Below are 21,185 nucleotides of genomic sequence, written 5' to 3'. Positions count from 1 at the left end.
CTTCCTCGGCGCGCTGTTCGTGCTCGCCACCGGCATCACCGTGCTGCAGGTGGCGGCCAATCCGTACGTCGCGCTGCTCGGTCCGGAACAGACCGCGTCGAGCCGCCTGACCCTGGCCCAGGCATTGAACTCGCTGGGCACGGCGATCGCACCGATCTTCGGCGGCCTGCTGATCCTGGGCAACACGGTCAAGAGTGCCGATGAGCTGGCCGCGCTGCCGTCGGCCGAACAGATCGCCTACCGCGTGCAGGAAGCGCAGTCGGTGCAGGGCCCGTACGTGGGCCTGGCGATCGCGCTGGCGCTGCTGGCCGTGTTCGTCTACCTGTTCCGCCTGCCGGCATTGACCGAGACCACCGAGCAGGCTGACAGCGGCAAGCACACGCTGCTGGACGCGCTGCGCCACAAGCACGTGCTGTTCGGCGTGCTGGCGATCTTCTTCTACGTGGGCGCGGAAGTGTCGATCGGCAGCTTCCTGGTGAACTACCTGTCGATGCCGGCCATCGGCGGCTTCACCGAGCAGCAGGCCACCCATTACGTGTCCGCGTACTGGACGCTGGCGATGATCGGTCGCTTCGCCGGCTCGGCGATCATGACCCGCTTCTCGCCGCGCGTGCTGCTGACCGTGTTCGCCGCGGTCAACGTACTGCTGCTGGCGCTGACCATGCTCAGCACCGGCCACGTAGCGCTGTATGCGGTGGTGGCGGTGGGCCTGTTCAACTCGATCATGTTCCCGACCATCTTTGCGTTGAGCATCGAGCGCCTGGGGCCGCTGACCAACAAGGCCTCCAGCCTGCTGATCATGGCCATTGTCGGGGGCGCGGTGGTGCCGTACCTGCAGGGCGTGCTGGCCGACCATATCGGTCTGCAGCCGTCCTTCATCCTGCCGCTGGTGTGCTACGGCTACATCATTTTCTATGGCCTGTCGGGTTCGCGCCCGAGCGCCGCATTCCGCCACGGAGCCTGAGGCCAGAATGAGCAAGATTGTCTGTTTCGGCGAGATTTTGATCGATCTACTTGCGCAGCCGCCGGCCAGCGCCGACACCCCGCGCGCGTTCCTGCAGTACGCCGGTGGGGCACCGGCCAACGTCGCGGTGGCCGCGGCGCGGCTGGGTGCGGACACCCATTTCGCCGGCATGCTCGGCAACGACATGTTCGGCGACTTCCTCGCCGAGAGCCTGGCCGACGCCGGTGTGGCCACCGACTGCATCGTGCGTACCGGCGCGGCCAAGACCGCGCTGGCGTTCGTGGCGCTGGACGCCCACGGCGAGCGCAGTTTCAGCTTCTACCGGCCGCCGGCGGCGGACCTGCTGTTCCGCAGCGAGCACTTCCACGCCAGCTGTTTTGACGGCACGCGCAGCTTCCATGTGTGTTCCAACAGCCTGACCGAGGCCGAGATCGCCGCGACCACGCTGGATGGCATGCGCCGCGCGCGTGCCGCCGGTGCGATGGTCAGCCTCGACCTCAACCTGCGTCCTGCGCTGTGGCCTGCCGACGCGAACCCGCTGCCGCGACTGTGGGACGCGCTGGTGCTGGCCGATCTGGTCAAACTCTCGCGCGAGGAGCTGGAGTATCTGGCCGCCGACCAGGCCGGTGGCGACGCGGCGGTGATTGCGCGTCTGCTGGCCGCGCAGGCCCAGGCGGTGGTGATCACCGACGGTGCCGCGCCGATCCGCTGGCACACCCGCCACGCCGATGGCGTACTCACCGGCTTCCGCGTGCAGACGGTGGACTCTACTGCCGCCGGCGATGCGTTTGTCGGCGGCCTGCTGTTCGGCATCGGTGAGCGCGGTGGTGATGGCGCCGGGTTCGCCGGTTTCTGCCAGGACCCGGCCGCGTTGACCGGTGCGATCCGCTTCGGTGCCGCCGTCGGTGCGCTCGCGGTCACCCGCAAGGGTGCGTTCGCGGCCATGCCCAGCCTTGAAGAAGTCCAGCAACTGCTGCAGCAACAACAGGATGACGCCGCATGAACACGCCCATCAATGGCACCCCGGTTCCGCCGACCCCCGATTTTCGCTCGCCCGAATTCCTGCGCGCCCACATCGCGCAGACCATGGCCTTCTACCAGCCGCACGAGATCGACCCGAAGGGCGGCTTCTTCCACTACTACCTTGACGATGGCAGCGTGTACGACACTGCGCATCGGCACCTGGTCAGCAGCACCCGTTTCGTGTTCAACCACGCCATGGCCTACCGGGAGTTTGGCAAGCCCGAGGACCTGGCGGCGGTCGAGCACGGCGTGCGCTACCTGCGCGAGGTCCACCGCAACGCGGCCACCGGCGGCTACGCCTGGACCCTGCGCGATGGCGTGGTCGAAGATGCCACCAACCACTGCTACGGCGTGGCCTTCGTGCTGCTGGCCTACAGCTGTGCGCTCAAGGCCGGCATCGGCGACGCGCGCGCATGGATGGACGAGACCTGGCAACTGTTGGAGACGCGTTTCTGGGAGTCGGCGTTCGGCCTGTACAAGGACGAAGCCGACGCCGCGTGGAACTTCAGCGATTACCGTGGCCAGAACGCCAACATGCACATGTGCGAGGCGATGCTCGCCGCTTTCGAGGCCAGTGCCGAGCAGCGCTACCTGGATCGCGCGCTGCTGCTGGCCGACCACATGACCCGCCGCCAGGCCGCGCAGGGCGATGGCCTGGTGTGGGAGCACTACGATCCGCAGTGGCAGATCGATTGGGACTACAACCGCGACAACCCCAAGCACCTGTTCCGCCCGTGGGGCTTCCAGCCCGGCCACCAGACCGAATGGGCCAAGCTGCTGCTGATCCTGGATCGGCACGTCCAGGCCGAGTGGCTGGTGCCCACCGCGCGGCACCTGTTCGACGTGGCCGTTGAGCGCAGTTGGGATGCCGCGCGCGGTGGTCTGTATTACGGTTTCGCGCCCGATGGCAGCGTCTGTGATGACGACAAGTATTTCTGGGTACAGGCCGAGTCGCTGGCCACCGCCGCGCTGCTGGCCAAGCGGACCGGTGATGCCGTGTACTGGGATTGGTACGACAAGCTCTGGGGCTATGCCTGGGAGCACATGATCGACCATCGTTACGGTGGCTGGTACCGCATCCTGGATGCGGACAACCGCACGTACAGCGACGAAAAAAGCCCGGCCGGCAAGACCGATTACCACACCATGGGCGCGTGCTACGAAGTGCTCAACGTAGTCCGTTGAATCCGGCGGAGCCGACCGTTGGTCGGCTACCCCAAGCCCCGGTAGAGCCGACCGTTGGTCGGCTACCCCAAACCCCGGCAGAGCCGACCGTTGGTCGGCTGCTCCCACAACCAGGCAGCCCACCATGCGCGCGCACCGCCGTTCCCATGTCGTTGCACCGGCCTGCTGGCTGTTGCTGGTCCTGCTGACCGCGTGGGCACTTCCCGTAGCGGCCGCCCCCTTGGCGGCGGACTGGTCATTCCGCCTGCTGCCCGGTGACGCGCGCGGTGCCGCGCACCCCGGCCTGCAGCAGTGGCGCACCGCGCAGGTGCCAGGCGCGGTGCATACCGACCTGCTGGCGCAGGGGGTGATCCCCGATCCCTACGTGGGGGCGCCCGAGGCGGACCTGCAGTGGATCGGGCTGGCCGACTGGGAATACCGTGCGCGCTTCGACGTAGACGCGGCCACGCTTGCACGCGCGCATGCCGAGTTGGCGTTTCAAGGCCTGGACACCTTCGCCACGGTGAGTTTGAACGGGAAACCGCTGTTGCAGGCCAACAACAGCCACCGCACCTGGCGCGCGCGGGTGGACGGCCGGTTGCGTGCCACCGGCAATGAACTGCGCATCGTGTTGCGGTCGCCGATCAGGACCCTGCTGCCGGGCGTGCAGGCGATGCCGCACAAGATCGCCGGCAACTATCCCTCGCCGTATGGCGATGAGCCCAAGGACGCGATGGTCGGCAATTTCGTGCGCAAGCCCGGTTACCACTTCGGTTGGGATTGGGGCCCGCGTTATGTGACGGCGGGGATCTGGCGCCCGGTGCTGCTCGACAGCTGGGATGCACAGCGCTTGACCGACGTGGCCGTGCACACTCGGGCGCTGGACGCCGCGCATGCCGATCTGGCGATCACCGTGCAGGTGGAAAGCGCCGCGCGTGGCACTGCTGCAGTGCGCGTGGAGATGCTGGATCCGGACGGTGTGTCGGTGGCCCGCATCGATCGTGTCGCCTCGCTGCGTGCCGGCGACAACGCCATTACCGTGCCGGTCTCGCTCAAACAGCCGCGCCGCTGGTGGCCGGCGGGGCAGGGCGAACAGGCGCGCTATACCGTGCGTGCCACGCTGGCACCCGAGAGTGCTACGCCACGCCGTATCGAGCAGCGCATCGGCCTGCGCACCGTGGAGCTGCGTCGCGAGGCCGACCGCCAGGGCGGGCAGGGCTTCGCCTTCGTGATCAACGGCGTGCCGATCTTCGCCAAGGGCGCCAACGTCATTCCGTTCGACATGTTCCCGGCGCGGATCGATGCGGCGCGGATCCGCCGCGAACTGACCGCCGCACGCGATGCCAACATGAACATGCTGCGCAACTGGGGCGGCGGCTACTACGAGGACGACGCATTCTTCGACATCGCCGACGAGCTGGGCCTGCTGGTCTGGCAGGACTTCATGTTCGGCGGCGGCATGCAGCCCGGCTACGATCCGGCGTTCCGCGCCAATGTGGTCGCCGAAGCGCGCGACAACGTGCGCCGGCTGCGCCACCATCCCAGCGTGGTCCTGTGGTGTGGCAACAACGAGGAAGAAACCGCGTGGAAAGACTGGGGCCATGGTCGCGACCTCACCGCTGCCGATCCGGCATTCGCGGCGAAGGTCTGGCAGGGCTACGTGGACCTGTTCGGCAACGACCTGCGCCAGGTGGTGGCCGAAGAGGGCCTGGGCGTGCCGTACTGGTCCAGCTCGCCCAGCAACGACCTGGACGACAAGGCCAACGATTCCACCCGTGGCGACAAACACTACTGGCAGGTGTGGGGCAACCCGGCGCTGCCGGTGACCGCCTACCTGCGCGAGACGCCGCGCTTCATGTCCGAATACGGGCTGCAGGCCTGGCCGTCGCTGCGCACGCTGGACGGCATCATTCCGGTCGCCGAGCAGCAGGTGGACAGCGCCACGGTGCGCGCCCACCAGAAATTCATGGCGGGCGAGGGCAACCAGCGCCTGTTGAAGTACATCGAAGACGAGTACGGCGCGCCGCGCGATTTCCCGGCGTTCGTGTACCTCAGCCAGGTGATGCAGGCCGACGGCATCCAGCTGGCCGCGCTGCACCACCGCGCGTCACGGCCGTACACGATGGGCTCGCTGTACTGGCAGCTCAACGATGTGTGGCCGGGGGCGTCGTGGTCCAGCATCGACTACGCAGGCCGCTGGAAGGCGCTGCATTTCCACGCGAAACGCTTCTTTGCCGACCGGGCGGTGGCGGCGTTGCGTGATGACGGGGTGACCCGGGTAAGCCTGCTCAATGATCGCCAGCAGGGATTCCAGGCGACATGGCGGCTGCGCGTGATTGATCTGGATGGGACGCTGCGCCACCAGCAGCGGCACACCGTGGCGTTGCCGCCGCTGTCGGCGTTGGAGGTGGGCCGGTACGAGGATGCATCGCTGCTGCACGGGGCGGATCCGACGCGGACCGTGGCGGTGGTCGAACTGCTGGATGGAACGCAGGTGCTGTCGCAGCAGGTGGTGTACTTCGCCGCGGCCAAGGACCTTGCGCTGACACGGACGAAGATCGACAGCGACCTGCGTGCCGATGGCGAAGGCTATGTGCTCACGTTGCGTTCGCCAACGCTGGTGCGCGCGTTGTGGATCGACTTCGACGACCGGGATGCCACGCTGGACGATAACGCGCTGGACCTGGTGCCGGGGGAGGCGAAGACCCTCCGCCTGCGCAGCGATGCGGACCTGGACACGCTGCGCAGCACGCTCCGCCTCACCTCACTGGCCGACGTCCTGCGGTAGAGCCACGCCACGCGTGGTTGGGCGCGGTGCCGGGGAGTGCGCGACGTGCAGCCACGCATGGCGTGGCTCTACCCATCCGGTCGTGCCTGGCTTCAGGGCGGGCAGCGTGGCGCTACAGCGTGATCTGCTGGAAATTCTCGACGCGGTCATGGCCATGCGTGGCTTCACCGCTGCGCGGCAGCGGGTAGTCGTCCAGGCGGTCGAGCAGGCGGGTCTGCAGGCCGGCTTCGCGGGCGGCATCCAGCTCTTCGACCACGTCGGACAGGAACACGATCTGCCCGGCCGGTACGCCGATCGCCTTGACGATATGGCGGTAGCTGTCGGCCTCACGCTTGCCGCCGACTTCGGTGTCGAACCATCCCGAGACCAGACCGGTCAGGTCGCCGGCGTCGCTGAAACCGAAGAACAGCTTCTGCGACGGCACCGAGCCGGACGAGTACACGTACAGCGGCTTGCCTTGCGCATGCCAGCCCTTCAGCACCGCCGCCACTTCCGGATAGAAGTGCGCCTTGTAGTCGCCGTTGCGGTAGCCGCTTTCCCAGATCATGCCCTGCAGCGCCTTCAGGGCCGTGTGCTTGCGGTCCTGGTCGATCCAGCCCTGCAGGGTTTCCACGATCAGGCTGTCCTGGCAGGCACCGCCGATCTCCACGGCCACCGCGTCCAGCCAGCGGCGTACCTCCGGCTGCTGGCCATGCGCGGCGACGAACGCCGGCAGTGCCTTGCGTGCATACGGAAACAGCACGTTCTTGACGAACGAAATGCTGCTGGTGGTGCCTTCGATATCGGTGAGGATGACAGTGGGATGCGGCATGGATCAGTCGGCCTGGTGCTGTGCGGGGTGGTAACGCGGGAACTGCTGGGCGATGTCGCTGCCGGTGAAATGACCGATCCAGCCATCGGCCTCGGTGAAGAAGCGGATCGCCACGAAATTGGGTTCTTCGCCCATGTCGAACCAATGGGTGATGCCGTCGGGCACGGCGATCAGGTCGTTCTTGACGCACTCGATCTCGTAGACCTTGCCGTCCACGTGCAGGGTGAACAGCCCGGAGCCGGCGACGAAGAAGCGCACCTCGTCTTCCTTGTGGAAGTGTTCGTCGAGGAACTTCTTTCGCAGTTCGGCGCGGTTGGGGTTGTCCGGGGCGATCGAGGCCACGTCCACGCTCTTGAAGCCGTGCTGGGCGACCAGGCGGTCGATGTCGGTACGGTAGGCAGCGAACACCTCGTCCTGGCTCGCGCCTGGGGCGACCTCATGGGCCGCCTGCCAGCGCTCGAAGGTGACGCCGATCTTCTTCAGTTCGGCTGCGATCGCGTCGCCATCGCGGCTGTCGAACCGTGCGGTATCCGGGGCGGTGTCGTCAAATATACGGAGTCGGCTCATGGCGGCGGCAGCGAGGCGAAAGGGGGGAAGGAAAGGGTACCAGCGCAGCGCCGGATGCGGGGACGTGGGCTGATGGTGAACGACGGAATACAGATTCCCTTCAGGAATCTGGAGGGTCCACAGCCCACACGGTGGTGCCGGCCGCTGGCCGGCGCTTCATGAACGTTGGAAGATCTGGAAGAGCCGGCCAGCGGCCGGCACTACCGGAGATGGCGTGTAGCCGGCCAGCGGCCGGTATTACCGGAGATGGCGTGGAGCCGGCCAGCGGCCGGCACTACCGGGGCGCGGGCGGTACTGTTCAGCCGCGCAGTTTGCGCAGCTCCAGCTCGCAATGCAGCAGGAATTCGAAGGCTTCCATGTGGCGGCGCGCTTCGGCCATGGTGCGGCCCCACGCGTACAGGCCATGGCCGTCGATCAGATAGCCCCAGAGCGGTTGGGTGTCGAGCAGGGCATCGACCTGAGCCGAGAGCACGTCCATGTCCTGGGTATTGGCGAACACCGGCACGTCGATGGCCATCTCGTGGGTACTGTTGCCGTGGAAGGCCTTGATCAGCTCGTAGCCCTCCAGCCGGATGTGACCCTGCGGCGCATAGAGGCGCGAGGCGATCGTCTGCACCGGCGAATGGGTGTGCAGCACGCAGCCGATCTCGGGGAAGCGGCGGTACAGCTGGGTATGCAGCAGCGTTTCGGCCGACGGGCGCAGCGGACGGCCGATGGCCTTGCCATCGAAATCCACCACCATGATGTCGTCCTCCACCAGCCGCCCCTTGTCCTTGCCGGACACGGTGATCGCCGCATGGCGGTCATCCAGGCGGTGCGAGAAGTTGCTGCTGGTGGCCGGGGTCCAGCCGGCCTGGGCCAGCTCGCGGACGTTGTCGATCAGCAATTGGGCCAGCTCGCTGAGGCGGGCGGTGTCGTAGGGGAACGTGGGGGTGGTCATGGCGGGTATTTTACGGCGCTTCGATGATTCCCGCGCGCGGATGGTCGTGCCGGCCGTTGGCCGGGGACACGTGGACCCAGGATGTTCGTGAGGAGCCGGCCAGCGGCCGGCGCTACCGGGGCGCGTTCGGGATTGCCTGGAGCCGGCCAGCGGCCGGCACTACCCGGGCTGCGTTCGGGATTGCCTGGAGCCGGCCAGCGGCCGGCGTTACCGGGGCGCGTTCGGGATTGCCTGGAGCCGGCCAGCGGTCGGCGTTACCGGGGCGCGTTCGGGATTGCCTGGAGCCGGCCAGCGGCCGGCACTACCGGGGCTCGTTCGGGATCGGCCAGGGCCGCCAGCGGCCGGTATTACCCGCGCAGGCGGCTGTGGCGGTAGCCGTAGCCGAAATAGATTGCAAAGCCCACTGCGGTCCAGACGCCCATCAGCATCCAGTTGTGCGCTGTCATCGCGGTCAGCAGCGCCACGCAGCTCAGTACGCCCAGGCTGCAGATCAGCCACGCCATCGGCATCCGGAACGGACGCGGCAGGTCCGGCTGGGTGCGGCGCAGGATCAGCACGCCGGCGCACACCGCCGCGAAGGCGATCAGGGTGCCCATCGAGGTCAGCTCGCCGAGGATGTCCAGCGGGAACAGCGCTGCCAGCAGGGCGATGCCGATACCGGTGATCACCGTGTTGATGTGCGGGGTGCGGTACTTGGGATGGATCTTGGTGAACACCGGCGGCAGCAGCCCGTCGCGTCCCATGATCATGAAGATGCGCGGCTGCCCGATGATCATCACCAGCACCACCGAAGACAGGCCGATCAATGCGCCGATCTCGACCACGATGCGCAGCCAGCCCAGCTGCGGGTGCGCGGCCACGGCGGTGACCACCGGCTCATCGGTGCCCAGCAGGGCGTAGGGCACCAGCCCGGTCATGACCGCAGCCATGGCGATGTACAGCACCGTGCAGATCACCAGCGAGAGCAGCATGCCGATCGGCATGTCGCGCTGCGGCCGGTGCGATTCCTGCGCGGCCACCGAGACGGCCTCGAAGCCGATGTAGGCGAAGAACACCATCGCCGCGCCGCGCAGTACGCCTYCAAAGCCGTACTTGCCCGGTCCCTCGTTGGCGGGGATGAACGGGGTCCAGTTGGCCGGGTCGACGTACTTCCAGCCGGCGATGATCACCAGCACGATCAGCCCGGTCTTCAGCACGACCATGGCCATGTTCATCGCCGAGGACTTGCTGATGCCCACGTAGCACAGCCAGGTCAGCAGCAGCACCAGGATGGCGGCCGGAATATTGGCGATCGCACCGGTCGGGCGCAGCTGCGCATCCAGCGGGGCACTGACCAGCGCCGCCGGCAGGTGGATGTCGAAATGACTCAGCAGGCTCAGGAAGTACCCGGTCCAGCTGACCGCCACCGCCGATGCGGAGACGCCATATTCCAGCACCAGCATCCACCCGATGAACCAGGCCGAGAGCTCGCCGAACGTGGCATAGGTATAGGTGTAGGCACTGCCCGACACTGGCACCATCGCCGCGAACTCGGCGTAGGCCATCGCGCAGAACGCGCAGCAGATCGCAGCCAGCACGAAGGACAGCATGATCGCCGGGCCGGCGTGGTTGGCCGCCGCCTGACCGGTGATCACGAAGATGCCGCCGCCGATGACCGCGCCGATGCCAAGCGCGGTCAGCCCCCACGGGCCGAGGGTGCGGACCAGGCTCAGGCCGTTGGCGTCTTCATGGGCGGCGTGGGGGTGCTTGGTGGCCCACAGTTGCTTGAACATGGTTTGGGTGTCTTCTCAGGTACGACGTGTCAAAACACCGGGCCGGCGCAAGGCCGGCCCGGCAGCACTCAGGCGGAGGTCTTGTTGAGCTTGCTGTGGCGGATGCCATAGCCGAAGTAGATGCACAGCCCCAGCAGCGTCCAGCCGAGGAACAGGTGCCAATGCACCGCGAAGGCCTGCCAGAACAGGAACAGGCACGACAGCGCGCCCAGCGGGCAGATGATCCACACCACTGGCACGCGGAACGGACGCGGCAGTTCCGGGCGCGTGTAGCGCAGGATCAGCACGCCGATGCAGACCGTGGCGAAGGCCAACAGGGTACCCATTGAAACCAGTTCGCCCAGCACGTTCAGCGGCACCAGGCCGGCCAGCGTCGCAGCCAGCACGCCCACGACAATCGTGGCCCAGTACGGGGTGCGGAAGCGCTTGTGGACCTTGCCGAAGATCTTCGGCAGCAGGCCGTCGCGCGAGATCGTGTAGGCGATGCGGGTCTGGCCCATCATCATCACCAGCACCACTGAGGACAGGCCGGCGATCGCGCCGATTTCCACTGCGGTCTTCAGCCAGGACAGGCTCGGGTAGGCTTCCAGCGCGGTGGCCACCGGCTTGTCGGTGCCCAGCAGGTGGTACGGCAGCATGCCGGTCAGTACCGCGCAGACGATGATGTAGACGATGGTGCACACCGCCAGCGAGCCGAGCAGGCCGATCGGCATGTTGCGCTGCGGATCCTTGGTTTCACCGGCGGCGGTGGAGACCGCATCGAAGCCGATGTAGGCGAAGAACACGATGGTCGCCGCGCGGAACACCCCGCTCCAGCCGAATTCGCCGGATACGCCGGTGTTTTCGGGGATGAAGGGATGCCAGTTGGCCGGGTCCACATGCGCCGCGCCGATGCCGATGAAYAGGCAGATCACAAACACCTTGATGGCCACGATGATGGCGTTGACGAAGGCGGACTGGGTCACGCCCACGTACAGCAGGCCGGTCACCGCCGCCACGATCAGCACCGCGGGCATGTTGAACAGCTTGCCGGAGGAAATGAACTCCTGCCCGGTCCAGGCGATCGGCGCGGCACTGAGCGCGTCGGGGAAGGGCATGTGCAGCGTGGTGGTGATAAAGCTGATCAGGTAGGCCGACCAGCCCACGGCGACCGAGGCCGAGGCGAACAGGTACTCCAGCACCAGGCACCAGCCGATGAACCAGGCCATGCCTTCGCCCAGCGTGGCGTAGGAGTAGGAATAGGCGCTGCCGGAGACCGGCATCATCGCCGCGAACTCGGCGTAGCACAGGCCGGCCAGCGCGCAGGCGAAGCCGGCGAACACGAAGGACAGCATCACCGCCGGGCCGGCATGGTTGGCCGCGGCCTGGCCGGTCAACACGAAAATACCTGCGCCGATCACCGCACCGATGCCGAGCATGATGAGGTGTTTCGCCGTGAGGGTCCGTTTCAACGTGACTTCGCCGTCCAGGCTGCCTTCGATGGGCTCACCGGCATCGACGTGCCCGGCCGGTTCAACCGGTTTTACCCTCAACAGAGACTTCAGCATGCAGTGCTTCCCTAAATGGACAAAGGTGAGGTGCGCGGTACTTTGCCGCACACCCTGATGGCAACTGGGCGCCCCAACGGTGCGGGGCCCGCTGTACCTTAGCCAAAGCTGAAGCCCACGCACAAGCACAAATGCAGCATGGGCCGGCGATAATCGACAAATTCCGCCCCGCGCCCCCGCCCCCATGTCGATCGACCCTGAATCCATTGCCGTTGCTGATGCCCACCTGCGCGCCCAACTGGCCGCATATGCGCGGCGCCAGCCTGAACACGCCGCCTTGGCTGACGAATTCAGCACATTGTTGGACGATGCGGAAAACCCGTTCCAGCGCGAGCGCCTGGCCGGCCACTTCACCGGCAGCGCATGGCTGGTCAGCACCGACGGCGCGCGCGTCCTGCTCACCCACCACCGCAAGCTGGACCGCTGGCTGCAGCTGGGCGGCCACGCCGATGGCGACCGCAACCTGGCCCGGGTGGCGCTGAAGGAGGCCGAGGAGGAGTCCGGACTGAGCGGGCTGGTGCTGGAGGATGGCGAGCTGTTCGACATCGACAAGCACTGGATCCCCGAGCGCAAGGACGTACCCGGCCACTGGCACTACGATGCCCGTTACGTGGTGCGTGCACTGGGCAGCGAGCAGTTCGCGATCAGCGAGGAATCGCTGGCGTTGGCCTGGCGGGATATCCGTGACGTGGCCAATGCGGCGATAGAAACCCCGGACGGTGATGATTCGTTGCCGCGGATGGCGAAGCGCTGGCTGGCGCGGTAACGACCGAAGCGCATCGTCCCTTTGCGACGCGCTCGGTCCGCAACGAAAGGCAGCCGAGCATGGCTCGGCTCTACCGGGACCTCGCGCGCACGGGTAGTGCCGAGCCATGCTCGGCAACCGCGCGGCACCACGCCACCGCGCCACCGCGCCACCACCGTCCGCAACCGGAAGCCCAACGTCGGCTGGCGCGTCGGACGCGGTTGACCTCGGTCCGACGCCTGGGTCAGGCCGTCGCGATGCCGGAACGGAAGGCAGCCGAGCATGGCTCGGCTCTACCGTCCGCAGCCGGATGCCCAACGCCGGCTGGCGCGTCGGTCGCGGTTGACCTCGGTCCGACGCCTGGGTCAGGCCGTCGCGATGCCGGAACGAAAGGCAGCCGAGCATGGCTCGGCTCTACCGGGACCTCGCGCGCACCGGTAGTGCCGAGCCATGCTCGGCAACCGCGCGGCAGCGCGGCACCACGGAAGCGCGGGACCACGGCACCAAGGCAGCGCCGCATCATTGTCCGCAGCCGGATGCCCAACGCCGGCTGGCGCGTCGGTCGCGGTTGACCTCGGTGCGACGCCTGGATCAGGCCGTCGCGATCCCGGAACGAAAGGCAGCCGAGCATGGCTCGGCTCTACCGGGACCTCGCGCGCACGGGTAGTGCCGAGCCATGCTCGGCAACCGCGCGCCAGCGCGGCACGACATCCCGCCGCCGGGCAGCCCAGCCGTCGATCAATACAGCACGCGGGTCCGCAGGGTGCCCGGGATCGCGGCCAGTTCTTCGCGCACGGCGGTGGCCTGGGCCTCGCTGGCGGTGATGTCGATGACCACGTAGCCGACCTTGGGGTCGGTGCGCAGGAACTGGCCGTCGATGTTGACGTTGTGGCGCGAGAAGATCTCGTTGACCCGGGACAACACGCCGGGCACGTTCTGGTGGATGTGCAGCAGGCGCAGGCTGTCTTCGTGCTCGGGCAGGGTGACTTCGGGGAAGTTGACCGCCGACAGGGTGCTGCCGTTGTCGCTGTAGCGGACCAGCTTGGCCGCCACTTCGATGCCGATGTTGTCCTGCGCCTCCAGCGTGCTGCCGCCCACGTGCGGGGTGAGGATCACGTTGTCGTGCGCGGTCAATGGCGACACGAAGGCATCGCCGTTGCCCTTGGGCTCGATCGGGAACACATCCAGCGCCGCACCGCCGATATGGCCGCTGTGCAGCGCCGCGTCCAGCGCCTCGATGTCCACCACGGTGCCGCGTGCGGCGTTGATCAGGTGGGCGCCGGGGCGCATCCGCGCCAGTTCGGCGGCACCGATCATCCACTGCGTGGCCGGGGTTTCGGGCACGTGCACGGTGACGATATCGGCGCGCGAGAGCAGGTCGTCCAGGCTGATCGCCGCGCGCGCGTTGCCCAGCGACAGTTTGGTTTCCACGTCGTGGAAGATCACCTGCATGCCCATCGCCTCGGCCATCACCCCGACCTGGGTGCCGATGTGGCCATAGCCGATGATGCCCAGCGTCTTGCCGCGCACTTCATGGCTGCCGGCGGCCGACTTGGACCAGCCGCCGCGATGGCATTCGGCGTTCTTCTGCGGAATGCCACGGGTGAGCATGATCGCTTCGGCGATGACCAGCTCGGCCACGCTGCGGGTGTTGGAGTAAGGCGCGTTGAACACCGGGATGCCGGCCAGCTCGGCTGCGTCCAGGTCCACCTGGTTGGTGCCGATGCAGAAACAGCCCACCGCCATCAGGCGCTTGGCATGGGCCAGTACCTCGGCGCTCAGTTGCGTGCGCGAACGGATGCCGACGATGTGCGCCTCGGCGATGCGCGCTTTCAACTCGTCTTCGGGCAGCGCCTTGCTGTGCAGTTCGATCTGCGAATAGCCGGCGGCGGTGAACACGTCGATCGCGGTCTGGCTCACCCCCTCCAGCAACAGCACGCGGATATCCTGCTTCGGGAACGAGGTCTTCTTCGGCGACATGGGCAAGGGCGCAGCGTGTAGGGCGGGAGCGCCCAACTATGCCAGAACGGGCAGGCGATTGTGCAGTGCGCCAATGGACGCGGCGATGGTTTCAGATGCATCCGTTGCCACCGCCTGCGGGCATGCCGACGGCCAGGACACCCACGGGGGTCTGCTACGCTTGGGAACTCCATTGCCCCGTCCCGATGCCATGACCGATCCGCGCCTTTCTTCGCTGTTGCAGGACTGCCCTGGGCTGCGGCTCAAGACCGACCCGGCCGACCTGGAGCACTACGGCCGCGACTGGACCCGGCGCTGGACCCCGGCGCCGCTGGCGATCGCACTGCCGGGCAGCGTCGAGGACGTGCAGGCGATCCTGCGCTGGGCGACCGCGCAGCGCGTGGCCGTGGTGCCGTCGGGCGGCCGCACGGGCCTGTCCGGTGGCGCGGTGGCCGCCCATGGCGAGCTGGTGCTCAGCCTGGAACGGATGAACAAGCCGCTGGCCTTCGATGCGGTGGACCGCACCCTGACCGTGCAGGCCGGCATGGCGCTGGAAGCGGTGCACAACGCCGCGCTGGAACACGGTCTGATCTATCCGGTGGATTTCGCTGCGCGCGGCTCGTGCTCGATCGGCGGCAACATCGCCACCAACGCCGGCGGCATCCGCGTGATCCGCTATGGCAACACCCGCGAGTGGATCGCCGGGCTCAAGGTGGTTACCGCCAGCGGCGAGCTGCTTGAGCTCAACAAGGGCCTGATCAAGAACTCCAGCGGCTATGACTTCCGCCAGCTCCTGATTGCTTCCGAAGGCACCCTCGGGGTGATCGTGGAGGCCACGCTGCGGCTGACCGATCCGCCGCCGGCCAGCAACGTGATGCTGCTGGCGCTGCCCAGCTTCGAGGTGCTGATGCAGGTGTTCGCCGCGTTCCGCGAGCGGCTGCAACTGCAGGCCTTCGAATTCTTCACCGACCGCGCGCTGGAACACGTACTGGCACATGGCGCGCAGGCACCCTTTGACCAGGTGCATCCGTTTTACGTAGTCACCGAATTCGCGGCCGGCGACGCGGCGCAGGAAGCCGCGGCGATGGCGGCCTTCGAGGCCTGCATGGAGCAGGGCTGGGTCAGCGATGGCGTGGTCAGTGCGAGCGATGCGCAGGCCGCACAGCTGTGGCGACTGCGCGAAGGCATCACCGAGGCGGTCGCACGCTACAAGCCGTACAAAAACGATGTCTCGGTGCGGATCTCGGCGATGCCCGCGTTCATGGCCGAAACCCAGGCCCTGATCGGCCAGGCTTACCCGCAGTTCGACGTGGTCTGGTTCGGGCATATCGGTGACGGCAACCTGCACATCAACGTGCTCAAGCCCGATGCCACCCCCGACGCCGAGTTCCTGACCCAGTGCGAGCACGTCACCAAGCTGCTGGCGCAGGTACTGGCGCGTTTCGATGGCAGCATCTCGGCCGAGCACGGGATCGGCCTGGTCAAGAAAGGCTATCTGGACAGCACCCGCAGCCTGCCGGAAATCGCGCTGATGAAGGCGGTCAAACGTGCGTTTGATCCACAAGGGCTGCTGAATCCGGGCAAGCTGTTCGACCTGTAGGCCGCGACAGGATTTCACGCAACCTATACGCTCTGTGCTTTCCACCGCGAACGACACCCTGATGATGCGTCCGATCCTGCTTGTTGCCGTGCTTGCTCTGCCGTTGTCGGCGCTGGCCTCCAGTTTCGCCGGTTCTTCGGCCGGTTCCGCCTCCGGCGCCTCCTCGGCCGGCTCGTCCAGCTCGGGCGATGACAAGATCGTGCTCGACGCACGCGAAGATGCCGCCGCGTTCGTCGCCAGCGACGGCGCGATCCGTGGCGCGCGACTGGAAGCGGCGCTGCTGCACCTGCGTGAGCGCGACGTCGCCCAGCGCGATGCCAGCGACCTGGCGTTGGCGAAGCGTCTGCTGGCGCGGTGATGCAACCGCGCCGCCGGGCCCGCCGCTGGCGCTGGGCGGCCCTGGCGGCGTTGCTGGCCGCGCCGCTGGCGCACGCTGCGCTGCAGTTGGATCTACAGACGCAGGGGCTGGATGCCGTCCAGGAGGCGGCCGCGCGCCGCGTGCTGGCGCAGGTGCAGGCGCAGCTCCCCCTCACCTGGCAGGCGCGCTTCGATGCACCGGTGCCGGTGCGCTGGACCGACACACTTCCCGATCACGTGCACGGCCGCGCCCGTAACGGCGCGATCGCGCTGCGCCGTTCCTTGCTGGACCCGGTGCAGGACGGGGAGCCACTGCCGCGTCCGGTGCAGGCCGCGCTGATCCATGAGCTGACCCACATCCTGGACCGCAGCGCGGCGGGCGGCTGGTCGCGCACCGCGCGCTGGCGCGACCTCAGTGGGTGGCAGCAGCGCCCCTGGCGGCTGGGCCGTACCGGCAACGCTTTCAGCGGCCGCAGCCCGGACGACTACGAGCGCAGCAGCCCGGCCGAATACCTGGCGGTCAATGCCGAGTACTTCCTGCTCGACCCCGGCTACGCCTGCCGTCGCCCTGCGCTGGCGGCGTGGTTCGCCGCGCAGATCGGCCCGTTGGCGGACACGCCCGCCTGCGATGCAGCGCTGCCGCTGGTGCAGGCCGAGGAAAACACCGGCGCGGCTTCGCTGCTGGCAGTGGACCCGGCGCGCGTCTACGCGGTCGATTACCTGCTGGCCGAGGGCAACGACCAGATGATGAGTCGCTGGGGCCACAGCATGCTGCGGCTGGTGATCTGCGCACCCGGGCGGCCGCCCGGTCCGGCCTGCCGGATGGACCTGTCCTACCACCGGGTGCTGTCCTTCCGCGCGTTCGTCGGCGATGTCCAGATCTCCAGCTGGCGGGGGCTGACCGGCGCGTATCCGTCGCGGCTGTTCGTGCTGCCGTTGAACCAGGTGATCAACGAGTACACCCAGGTGGAGCTGCGCGGGCTGTCCTCGGTGCCGCTACGGCTGCAGCCAACGGAGATTGCCAGCCTGCTCGAACGCGTGGCGCAGGTGCAGTGGAGCTACAGCGGACGCTACAGGTTCGTCAGCAACAACTGCGCGGTGGAGACCGGCAAGCTGCTGCAGGAAGGGGTGCCGCGCTGGGCGACGCCCGGGCTGAATCGGATCACCCCGCGCGGTCTGTTGACGCGACTGGAGCGGCAGGGGCATGCCGATGGCACGGTGCTGGGGGACCGCAGCGAGGCGTTGCGCCAAGGCTACTACTTCGCCTCGGCGGAGGCGTACTACCAGCAGTTGTTCGACGTCGCACGTGCCGAGCTGCCGCTGGGCAGCGCGACGGTCAACGCATGGCTGCAGCGCCCGGCCGCGCAGCGCGCGGCGTGGGTGGAGCAGGGCGGCCTGCGTGCCACCTCGGCGCTGCTCTTGCTGGAACAGGCCGCGCGCCAGCGCGGGGAACTGCGTGCACGTGCCGCGCTGAAACGCACGCTGGCCCACCCGGCCGACGGCGCGGACGCCGCGCGCGATACGTTGATGGCGCTGCTGCGCGACACCGGCCAACTGGTCACCCCTGCGGCGCTGGTGCCGGGCGGCTATGGCGTGCCGCTGGGCAGCGAGCGGGCGGCTGCGGCAGCGGCCACCGCGCGGATCAGCGAACGCGGCGTACCGGCCTGGCAGCAGCTGCAGCACCAGTTGCGCGCGCGCCTGCCGCTGGCGCAGCAGCAGGAACTGGCAGTCATCGATGACAACCTGGAGCGCCTCGGCCAGCGCATGCGCACGCTCGCCCGTACCGAGGCCGCTACTGGCGCGGCAGTTCGATGACGAACCGCGCGCCACCCAGCGCGCTGGCCGTGCAGAACACGCGACCGCCATGGGCATCGGCGATTGCCTTGACCACCGCCAGGCCCAGGCCGCTGCCGCCGCGCTGCCGCGAGCGCGAGCCATCGCCACGCAGGAACGGCTCGAAAATCTGCGCGCTGACGTTCGGGTCGATCCCCGGGCCTTCGTCATCGACGGATACCTGCACGTGGGTGGCGGTGTCGTGCACGGCGATCCGCACCCGCCCCGGCGTGGCGTAGCGCCGCGCGTTGTCGAGCAGGGCCAGCAGCGCCTGGCGCACGCGGGTGGGATCGCAGTGGGCCGGATGCTCCTCGCGCGAGGTCTCCAGCTCCAGCACGAAGCCGCCGCTGCGGAAGCCGGGATCGACCAGGGTCATCACCGAGTGCACTTCCTGCACCACGTCGCTGCGGGCCCGGCGCACGTCCAGCCGCGCGCTGTCGGCCAGGCTGAGCACGCGCAGGTCTTCGATCAACCGCGACAAGCCTTCGACCTGCGCCAACAGGCTGCGGAACTGGGCCTCATCGGGCTGGAACACACCCTCGGCAAGACCCTGCAGGCGACCGCGCAGGATGGTGACGGGGGTGCGCAGTTCATGGGCGATCGCCGCGTGCCACATCGCCCGGTCGGCGTCCTGGTTCTGCAGGCGCCGGGCCATCGCATTGAAGTCATCCACCAGCAGGGCCACCTCGCCCAGTGAGCGGTCGCTTGCCGTAGCGCGTGCGCCGAGGTCGCCCTCGGCGAGCCTGCCGATGCTGTCGACCACCGCGTTGAGCGGGGTGAGGATGCGCTGGGAAAGCCGCACCGACGCCGCCACCGCCAGCGTCAGGCCGATCAGCGTGACCCCGGCCATCCACACCAGCTCCGGGCCGGTGGGCGCCCAGTCCACCGGCTCGTCGGCATTGGGATAGAACTCCAGCAGCACGGCATACAGCAGGTAGGAGCTGAGGATCATCATCACGATGACCGCCAGCACCATCAACGACATCGACACCACGATGTGCCGGCTCAGGCCCGGGCGGCGCATCAATGGTCTGCCGCGAGCCGGTAGCCGACCCCGCGCACGCTGGCCGGCACGTTTTCCAGGCCGACGTCATCGAGCTTGCGCCGCAGTTTGCTGACGTGGCTGTCGACGGTACGCTCCAGCGCCTCGCTTTCGGGCAGGCACTGGTGCATCAGCTCGCTGCGGCTGAAGATCCGTGACGGCGCCAGGGCCATGCAGTGCAGCAGCTTGAACTCGGTCAGGGTCAGCAGCAGCTCGTGGCTGTAACCCTCACCCTCGACCTGCACGCAATGGTGCTCGGCATCGATCAGCAGCGTGCCCACGCGCAGGATGCCGGGCGGGGCGGCCGGGCGTGCATTCAACGTGCGTCGCAACACGGCGCGGGCGCGCGCGGCCACTTCGGCCGGATTGAACGGCTTGACCACGTAGTCGTCGGCGCCCATGCGCAGCGCGGTCAGCTTGTCCAGGTCCTGGTCCAGTGCGGTGAGCATGATGACCGGGGTGTCGCCGCGTTGGCGCAGGGTGTTGAGCACCGTCCAGCCATCCATCCCGGGCATCTGCACGTCCAGCAGGATCAGGTCCGGTCGGGCGCTGCGATGCAGCGCCAGCGCGTGCAGGCCATCTTGGGCGCGCAGCGTGCGCAGGCCTTCGCGATGCAGGTAGGCGGCGATGATGTCGGCGATCTCGGGTTCGTCTTCGACGATCAGGACGAGCCCGTTGAGCGAGCGGTCCCAGTGCGCGGCGGCGCTGGGTGAATCGGTGGCGTGCATGCGGGGCAGGGCCAGAAGGTGCTTGTGCTCCATCGTATCTCCACAGTTCCTCCATCGAAACCCCACGCAGGCGCTGCAGACTTCGCCATTCATGATTCTGGTCGCGCGTGCGGCCCTGTGCTGCTGATGAAAACCAACAGGATTCAAACCGCTGTATGGGCGGTGCTTGCGGTCATGCTTGCGGCATGTGCCAGGGAAACGGTGGCGCCAGTGGCGGCGCCGGAGGTGAGCGTGGTGTCGCTTTCGTCTGCGACGGTGCAGCGCGACGATGAACTGCCGGGACGTGTGGCGGCGGTGCGTACGGCGCAGATCCGCGCGCAGGTGGGCGGGATCGTGCAGCGGCGGCTGTTCGCGCAGGGAGCGGAGGTGCAGGCCGGTACGCCGCTGTTCCAGATCGACCCGGCCGCCTTCCGTGCGGAGGTGGACAGTGCGCGGGCGTCGCTGCAGCGCAGTGAGGCGGCGTTGACGCGGACGCGGGTGCAGTCGGAGCGGCTGGGTTCGCTGGCGGCGGCGCAGGCGGTGAGCCAGCAGGCGCGCGATGACGCGCATGCCGAGCACCAGCAGGCAATGGCGGACGTGGCACAGGCGCGTGCGACGCTGGCGCGGCGGCAGCTGGATCTGCGCTATGCCACGGTGGAGTCGCCTATCGCCGGGCGTATCGATCAGGCGCTGGTGACCGAAGGGGCGCTGGTGACCGCGAGCGATGCGACGCCGATGGCGGTGGTGCAGCAGTTGGACCAGGTATACGTGGATGTGCGCCAACCGGCGTCGATGCTGGAGGGTATCCAGCGTGCGGTGGTGGCCGGTCAGCTGGATGCGGCGAAGGGCTTGCCGGTGACATTGCTGGGGACGGGCGGGACGCCGTATGCGGAGCAGGGCCGGATGCTGTTTTCGGGGATCAATGTGGACGCGGAGACCGGCGATATCGTGTTGCGGATCGTGGTGGACAACCCGGCGCGGCGGTTGTTGCCGGGGATGTTCGTGCGGGCGCGGGTGCCGCGCGGGATACAGGTGGGTGCGTTGTTGGTGCCACAGCAGTCAGTGCTGCGCAGTACGGGCGGGCAGTCGTATGCATGGGTAGTGGACAAGGAGGGCAAGGCGGTGATCCGGACGATCGAGGTGGATGGTCTGGTGGACCGGCAGTACGTGGTGAGCCACGGGCTGCAGGCGGGCGAGCGGGTAGTGGTGGAGGGGCAGGAGCGGTTGCAGGAAGGGATGGCGGTGACGGCCCGGCCCTGGCGGCCGGCTGCTGCTGGTGTGAAGGCGAAAAGCGAAAGCTGAAAGGCCAGAGCTGCCTTCAGAACCTGCTCTGTGGCTGGGCCGGGGCGGGTAGGTTCACGGGACA

At 67.9% G+C, this 21,185-nt stretch carries 17 protein-coding genes; 9 read left to right on the top strand and 8 right to left on the bottom strand.

The window, feature by feature from the left end; genetic code table 11:
• The 4 genes from AC1DR7_RS14500 to AC1DR7_RS14485 all read left to right on the top strand — a co-directional run.
• On the top strand, nucleotides 1-964 hold a 964-nt coding region (locus AC1DR7_RS14500), incomplete at its 5' end, for a sugar MFS transporter (RefSeq protein ID WP_478076530.1).
• A gap of 7 nt (nucleotides 965-971) precedes the next feature.
• On the top strand, nucleotides 972-1,967 hold the full coding sequence (locus tag AC1DR7_RS14495; RefSeq protein ID WP_478051446.1) for a carbohydrate kinase family protein: 996 nt from the start codon (nucleotides 972-974) through the stop codon (nucleotides 1,965-1,967).
• A complete protein-coding gene (locus tag AC1DR7_RS14490) occupies nucleotides 1,964-3,172 on the top strand; it encodes an AGE family epimerase/isomerase (RefSeq protein ID WP_457321329.1) in 1,209 nt (402 codons plus the stop codon). The genes AC1DR7_RS14495 and AC1DR7_RS14490 overlap by 4 nt, the downstream gene beginning before the upstream one ends.
• A gap of 124 nt (nucleotides 3,173-3,296) precedes the next feature.
• Nucleotides 3,297-5,939, top strand: a complete 2,643-nt coding sequence (locus tag AC1DR7_RS14485; RefSeq protein WP_478052879.1) for a beta-mannosidase — start codon at nucleotides 3,297-3,299, stop codon at nucleotides 5,937-5,939.
• A 112-nt stretch (nucleotides 5,940-6,051) separates the two neighbouring features.
• Here AC1DR7_RS14485 and mtnC read toward each other — a convergent pair whose 3' ends face one another.
• From mtnC to AC1DR7_RS14460, 5 genes are all read right to left on the bottom strand, one after another.
• Complete coding sequence (gene mtnC, locus AC1DR7_RS14480) at nucleotides 6,052-6,750, bottom strand: acireductone synthase (protein WP_457321363.1); 699 nt, start codon at nucleotides 6,748-6,750, stop codon at nucleotides 6,052-6,054.
• Between the two features lie 3 nt (nucleotides 6,751-6,753).
• The gene (locus tag AC1DR7_RS14475) at nucleotides 6,754-7,317 is read right to left on the bottom strand and encodes a 1,2-dihydroxy-3-keto-5-methylthiopentene dioxygenase (protein ID WP_457321361.1); all 564 of its coding nucleotides are present in this window, start codon (nucleotides 7,315-7,317) and stop codon (nucleotides 6,754-6,756) included.
• A 298-nt stretch (nucleotides 7,318-7,615) separates the two neighbouring features.
• Nucleotides 7,616-8,257: a methylthioribulose 1-phosphate dehydratase gene (locus AC1DR7_RS14470; RefSeq protein ID WP_457322371.1), complete on the bottom strand. Its 642-nt coding sequence runs from the start codon at nucleotides 8,255-8,257 to the stop codon at nucleotides 7,616-7,618.
• A 347-nt stretch (nucleotides 8,258-8,604) separates the two neighbouring features.
• On the bottom strand, nucleotides 8,605-10,029 hold the full coding sequence (locus AC1DR7_RS14465) for an amino acid permease (protein WP_478076529.1): 1,425 nt from the start codon (nucleotides 10,027-10,029) through the stop codon (nucleotides 8,605-8,607).
• 68 nt (nucleotides 10,030-10,097) lie between these two features.
• Nucleotides 10,098-11,576 carry an amino acid permease gene (locus AC1DR7_RS14460; protein ID WP_256773875.1) on the bottom strand — a complete coding sequence of 493 codons (1,479 nt, stop codon included), beginning with the start codon at nucleotides 11,574-11,576 and terminating at the stop codon, nucleotides 10,098-10,100.
• 184 nt (nucleotides 11,577-11,760) lie between these two features.
• Between AC1DR7_RS14460 and AC1DR7_RS14455 the strand changes: the two genes are divergently transcribed.
• A complete protein-coding gene (locus tag AC1DR7_RS14455; RefSeq protein WP_457319479.1) occupies nucleotides 11,761-12,342 on the top strand; it encodes an NUDIX hydrolase in 582 nt (193 codons plus the stop codon).
• A 717-nt stretch (nucleotides 12,343-13,059) separates the two neighbouring features.
• Here AC1DR7_RS14455 and serA read toward each other — a convergent pair.
• Nucleotides 13,060-14,301, bottom strand: a complete 1,242-nt coding sequence (serA, locus tag AC1DR7_RS14450; RefSeq protein WP_256777202.1) for a phosphoglycerate dehydrogenase — start codon at nucleotides 14,299-14,301, stop codon at nucleotides 13,060-13,062.
• 190 nt (nucleotides 14,302-14,491) lie between these two features.
• On the opposite strand from serA, the gene AC1DR7_RS14445 reads away from it, so the two are divergent.
• From AC1DR7_RS14445 to AC1DR7_RS14435, 3 genes are all read left to right on the top strand, one after another.
• Nucleotides 14,492-15,880: an FAD-binding oxidoreductase gene (locus tag AC1DR7_RS14445; RefSeq protein WP_256777201.1), complete on the top strand. Its 1,389-nt coding sequence runs from the start codon at nucleotides 14,492-14,494 to the stop codon at nucleotides 15,878-15,880.
• A 61-nt stretch (nucleotides 15,881-15,941) separates the two neighbouring features.
• Complete coding sequence (locus AC1DR7_RS14440) at nucleotides 15,942-16,238, top strand: DUF2388 domain-containing protein (RefSeq protein ID WP_256777200.1); 297 nt, start codon at nucleotides 15,942-15,944, stop codon at nucleotides 16,236-16,238.
• Entirely contained in the window at nucleotides 16,238-18,052 is a 1,815-nt protein-coding gene (locus AC1DR7_RS14435) for a DUF7844 domain-containing protein (protein WP_478051405.1), read from the top strand. Before AC1DR7_RS14440 ends, AC1DR7_RS14435 begins: the two co-directional genes overlap by 1 nt.
• On the opposite strand, the gene AC1DR7_RS14430 is transcribed toward AC1DR7_RS14435, so the two are convergent.
• Nucleotides 18,030-19,094: an ATP-binding protein gene (locus tag AC1DR7_RS14430; RefSeq protein WP_256777198.1), complete on the bottom strand. Its 1,065-nt coding sequence runs from the start codon at nucleotides 19,092-19,094 to the stop codon at nucleotides 18,030-18,032. The genes AC1DR7_RS14435 and AC1DR7_RS14430 overlap by 23 nt on opposite strands.
• Complete coding sequence (locus tag AC1DR7_RS14425) at nucleotides 19,094-19,840, bottom strand: response regulator (protein WP_457319149.1); 747 nt, start codon at nucleotides 19,838-19,840, stop codon at nucleotides 19,094-19,096. Before AC1DR7_RS14425 ends, AC1DR7_RS14430 begins: the two co-directional genes overlap by 1 nt.
• Nucleotides 19,841-19,966: 126 nt before the next feature.
• Between AC1DR7_RS14425 and AC1DR7_RS14420 the strand changes: the two genes are divergently transcribed.
• The gene (locus tag AC1DR7_RS14420) at nucleotides 19,967-21,121 is read left to right on the top strand and encodes an efflux RND transporter periplasmic adaptor subunit (protein ID WP_457319148.1); all 1,155 of its coding nucleotides are present in this window, start codon (nucleotides 19,967-19,969) and stop codon (nucleotides 21,119-21,121) included.
• Nucleotides 21,122-21,185: the final 64 nt, after the last annotated feature.

It is taken from the genome of Stenotrophomonas sp. P5_A9 (genome assembly GCF_056400525.1).
This window is presented reverse-complemented; position numbering and strand designations above follow the sequence as displayed.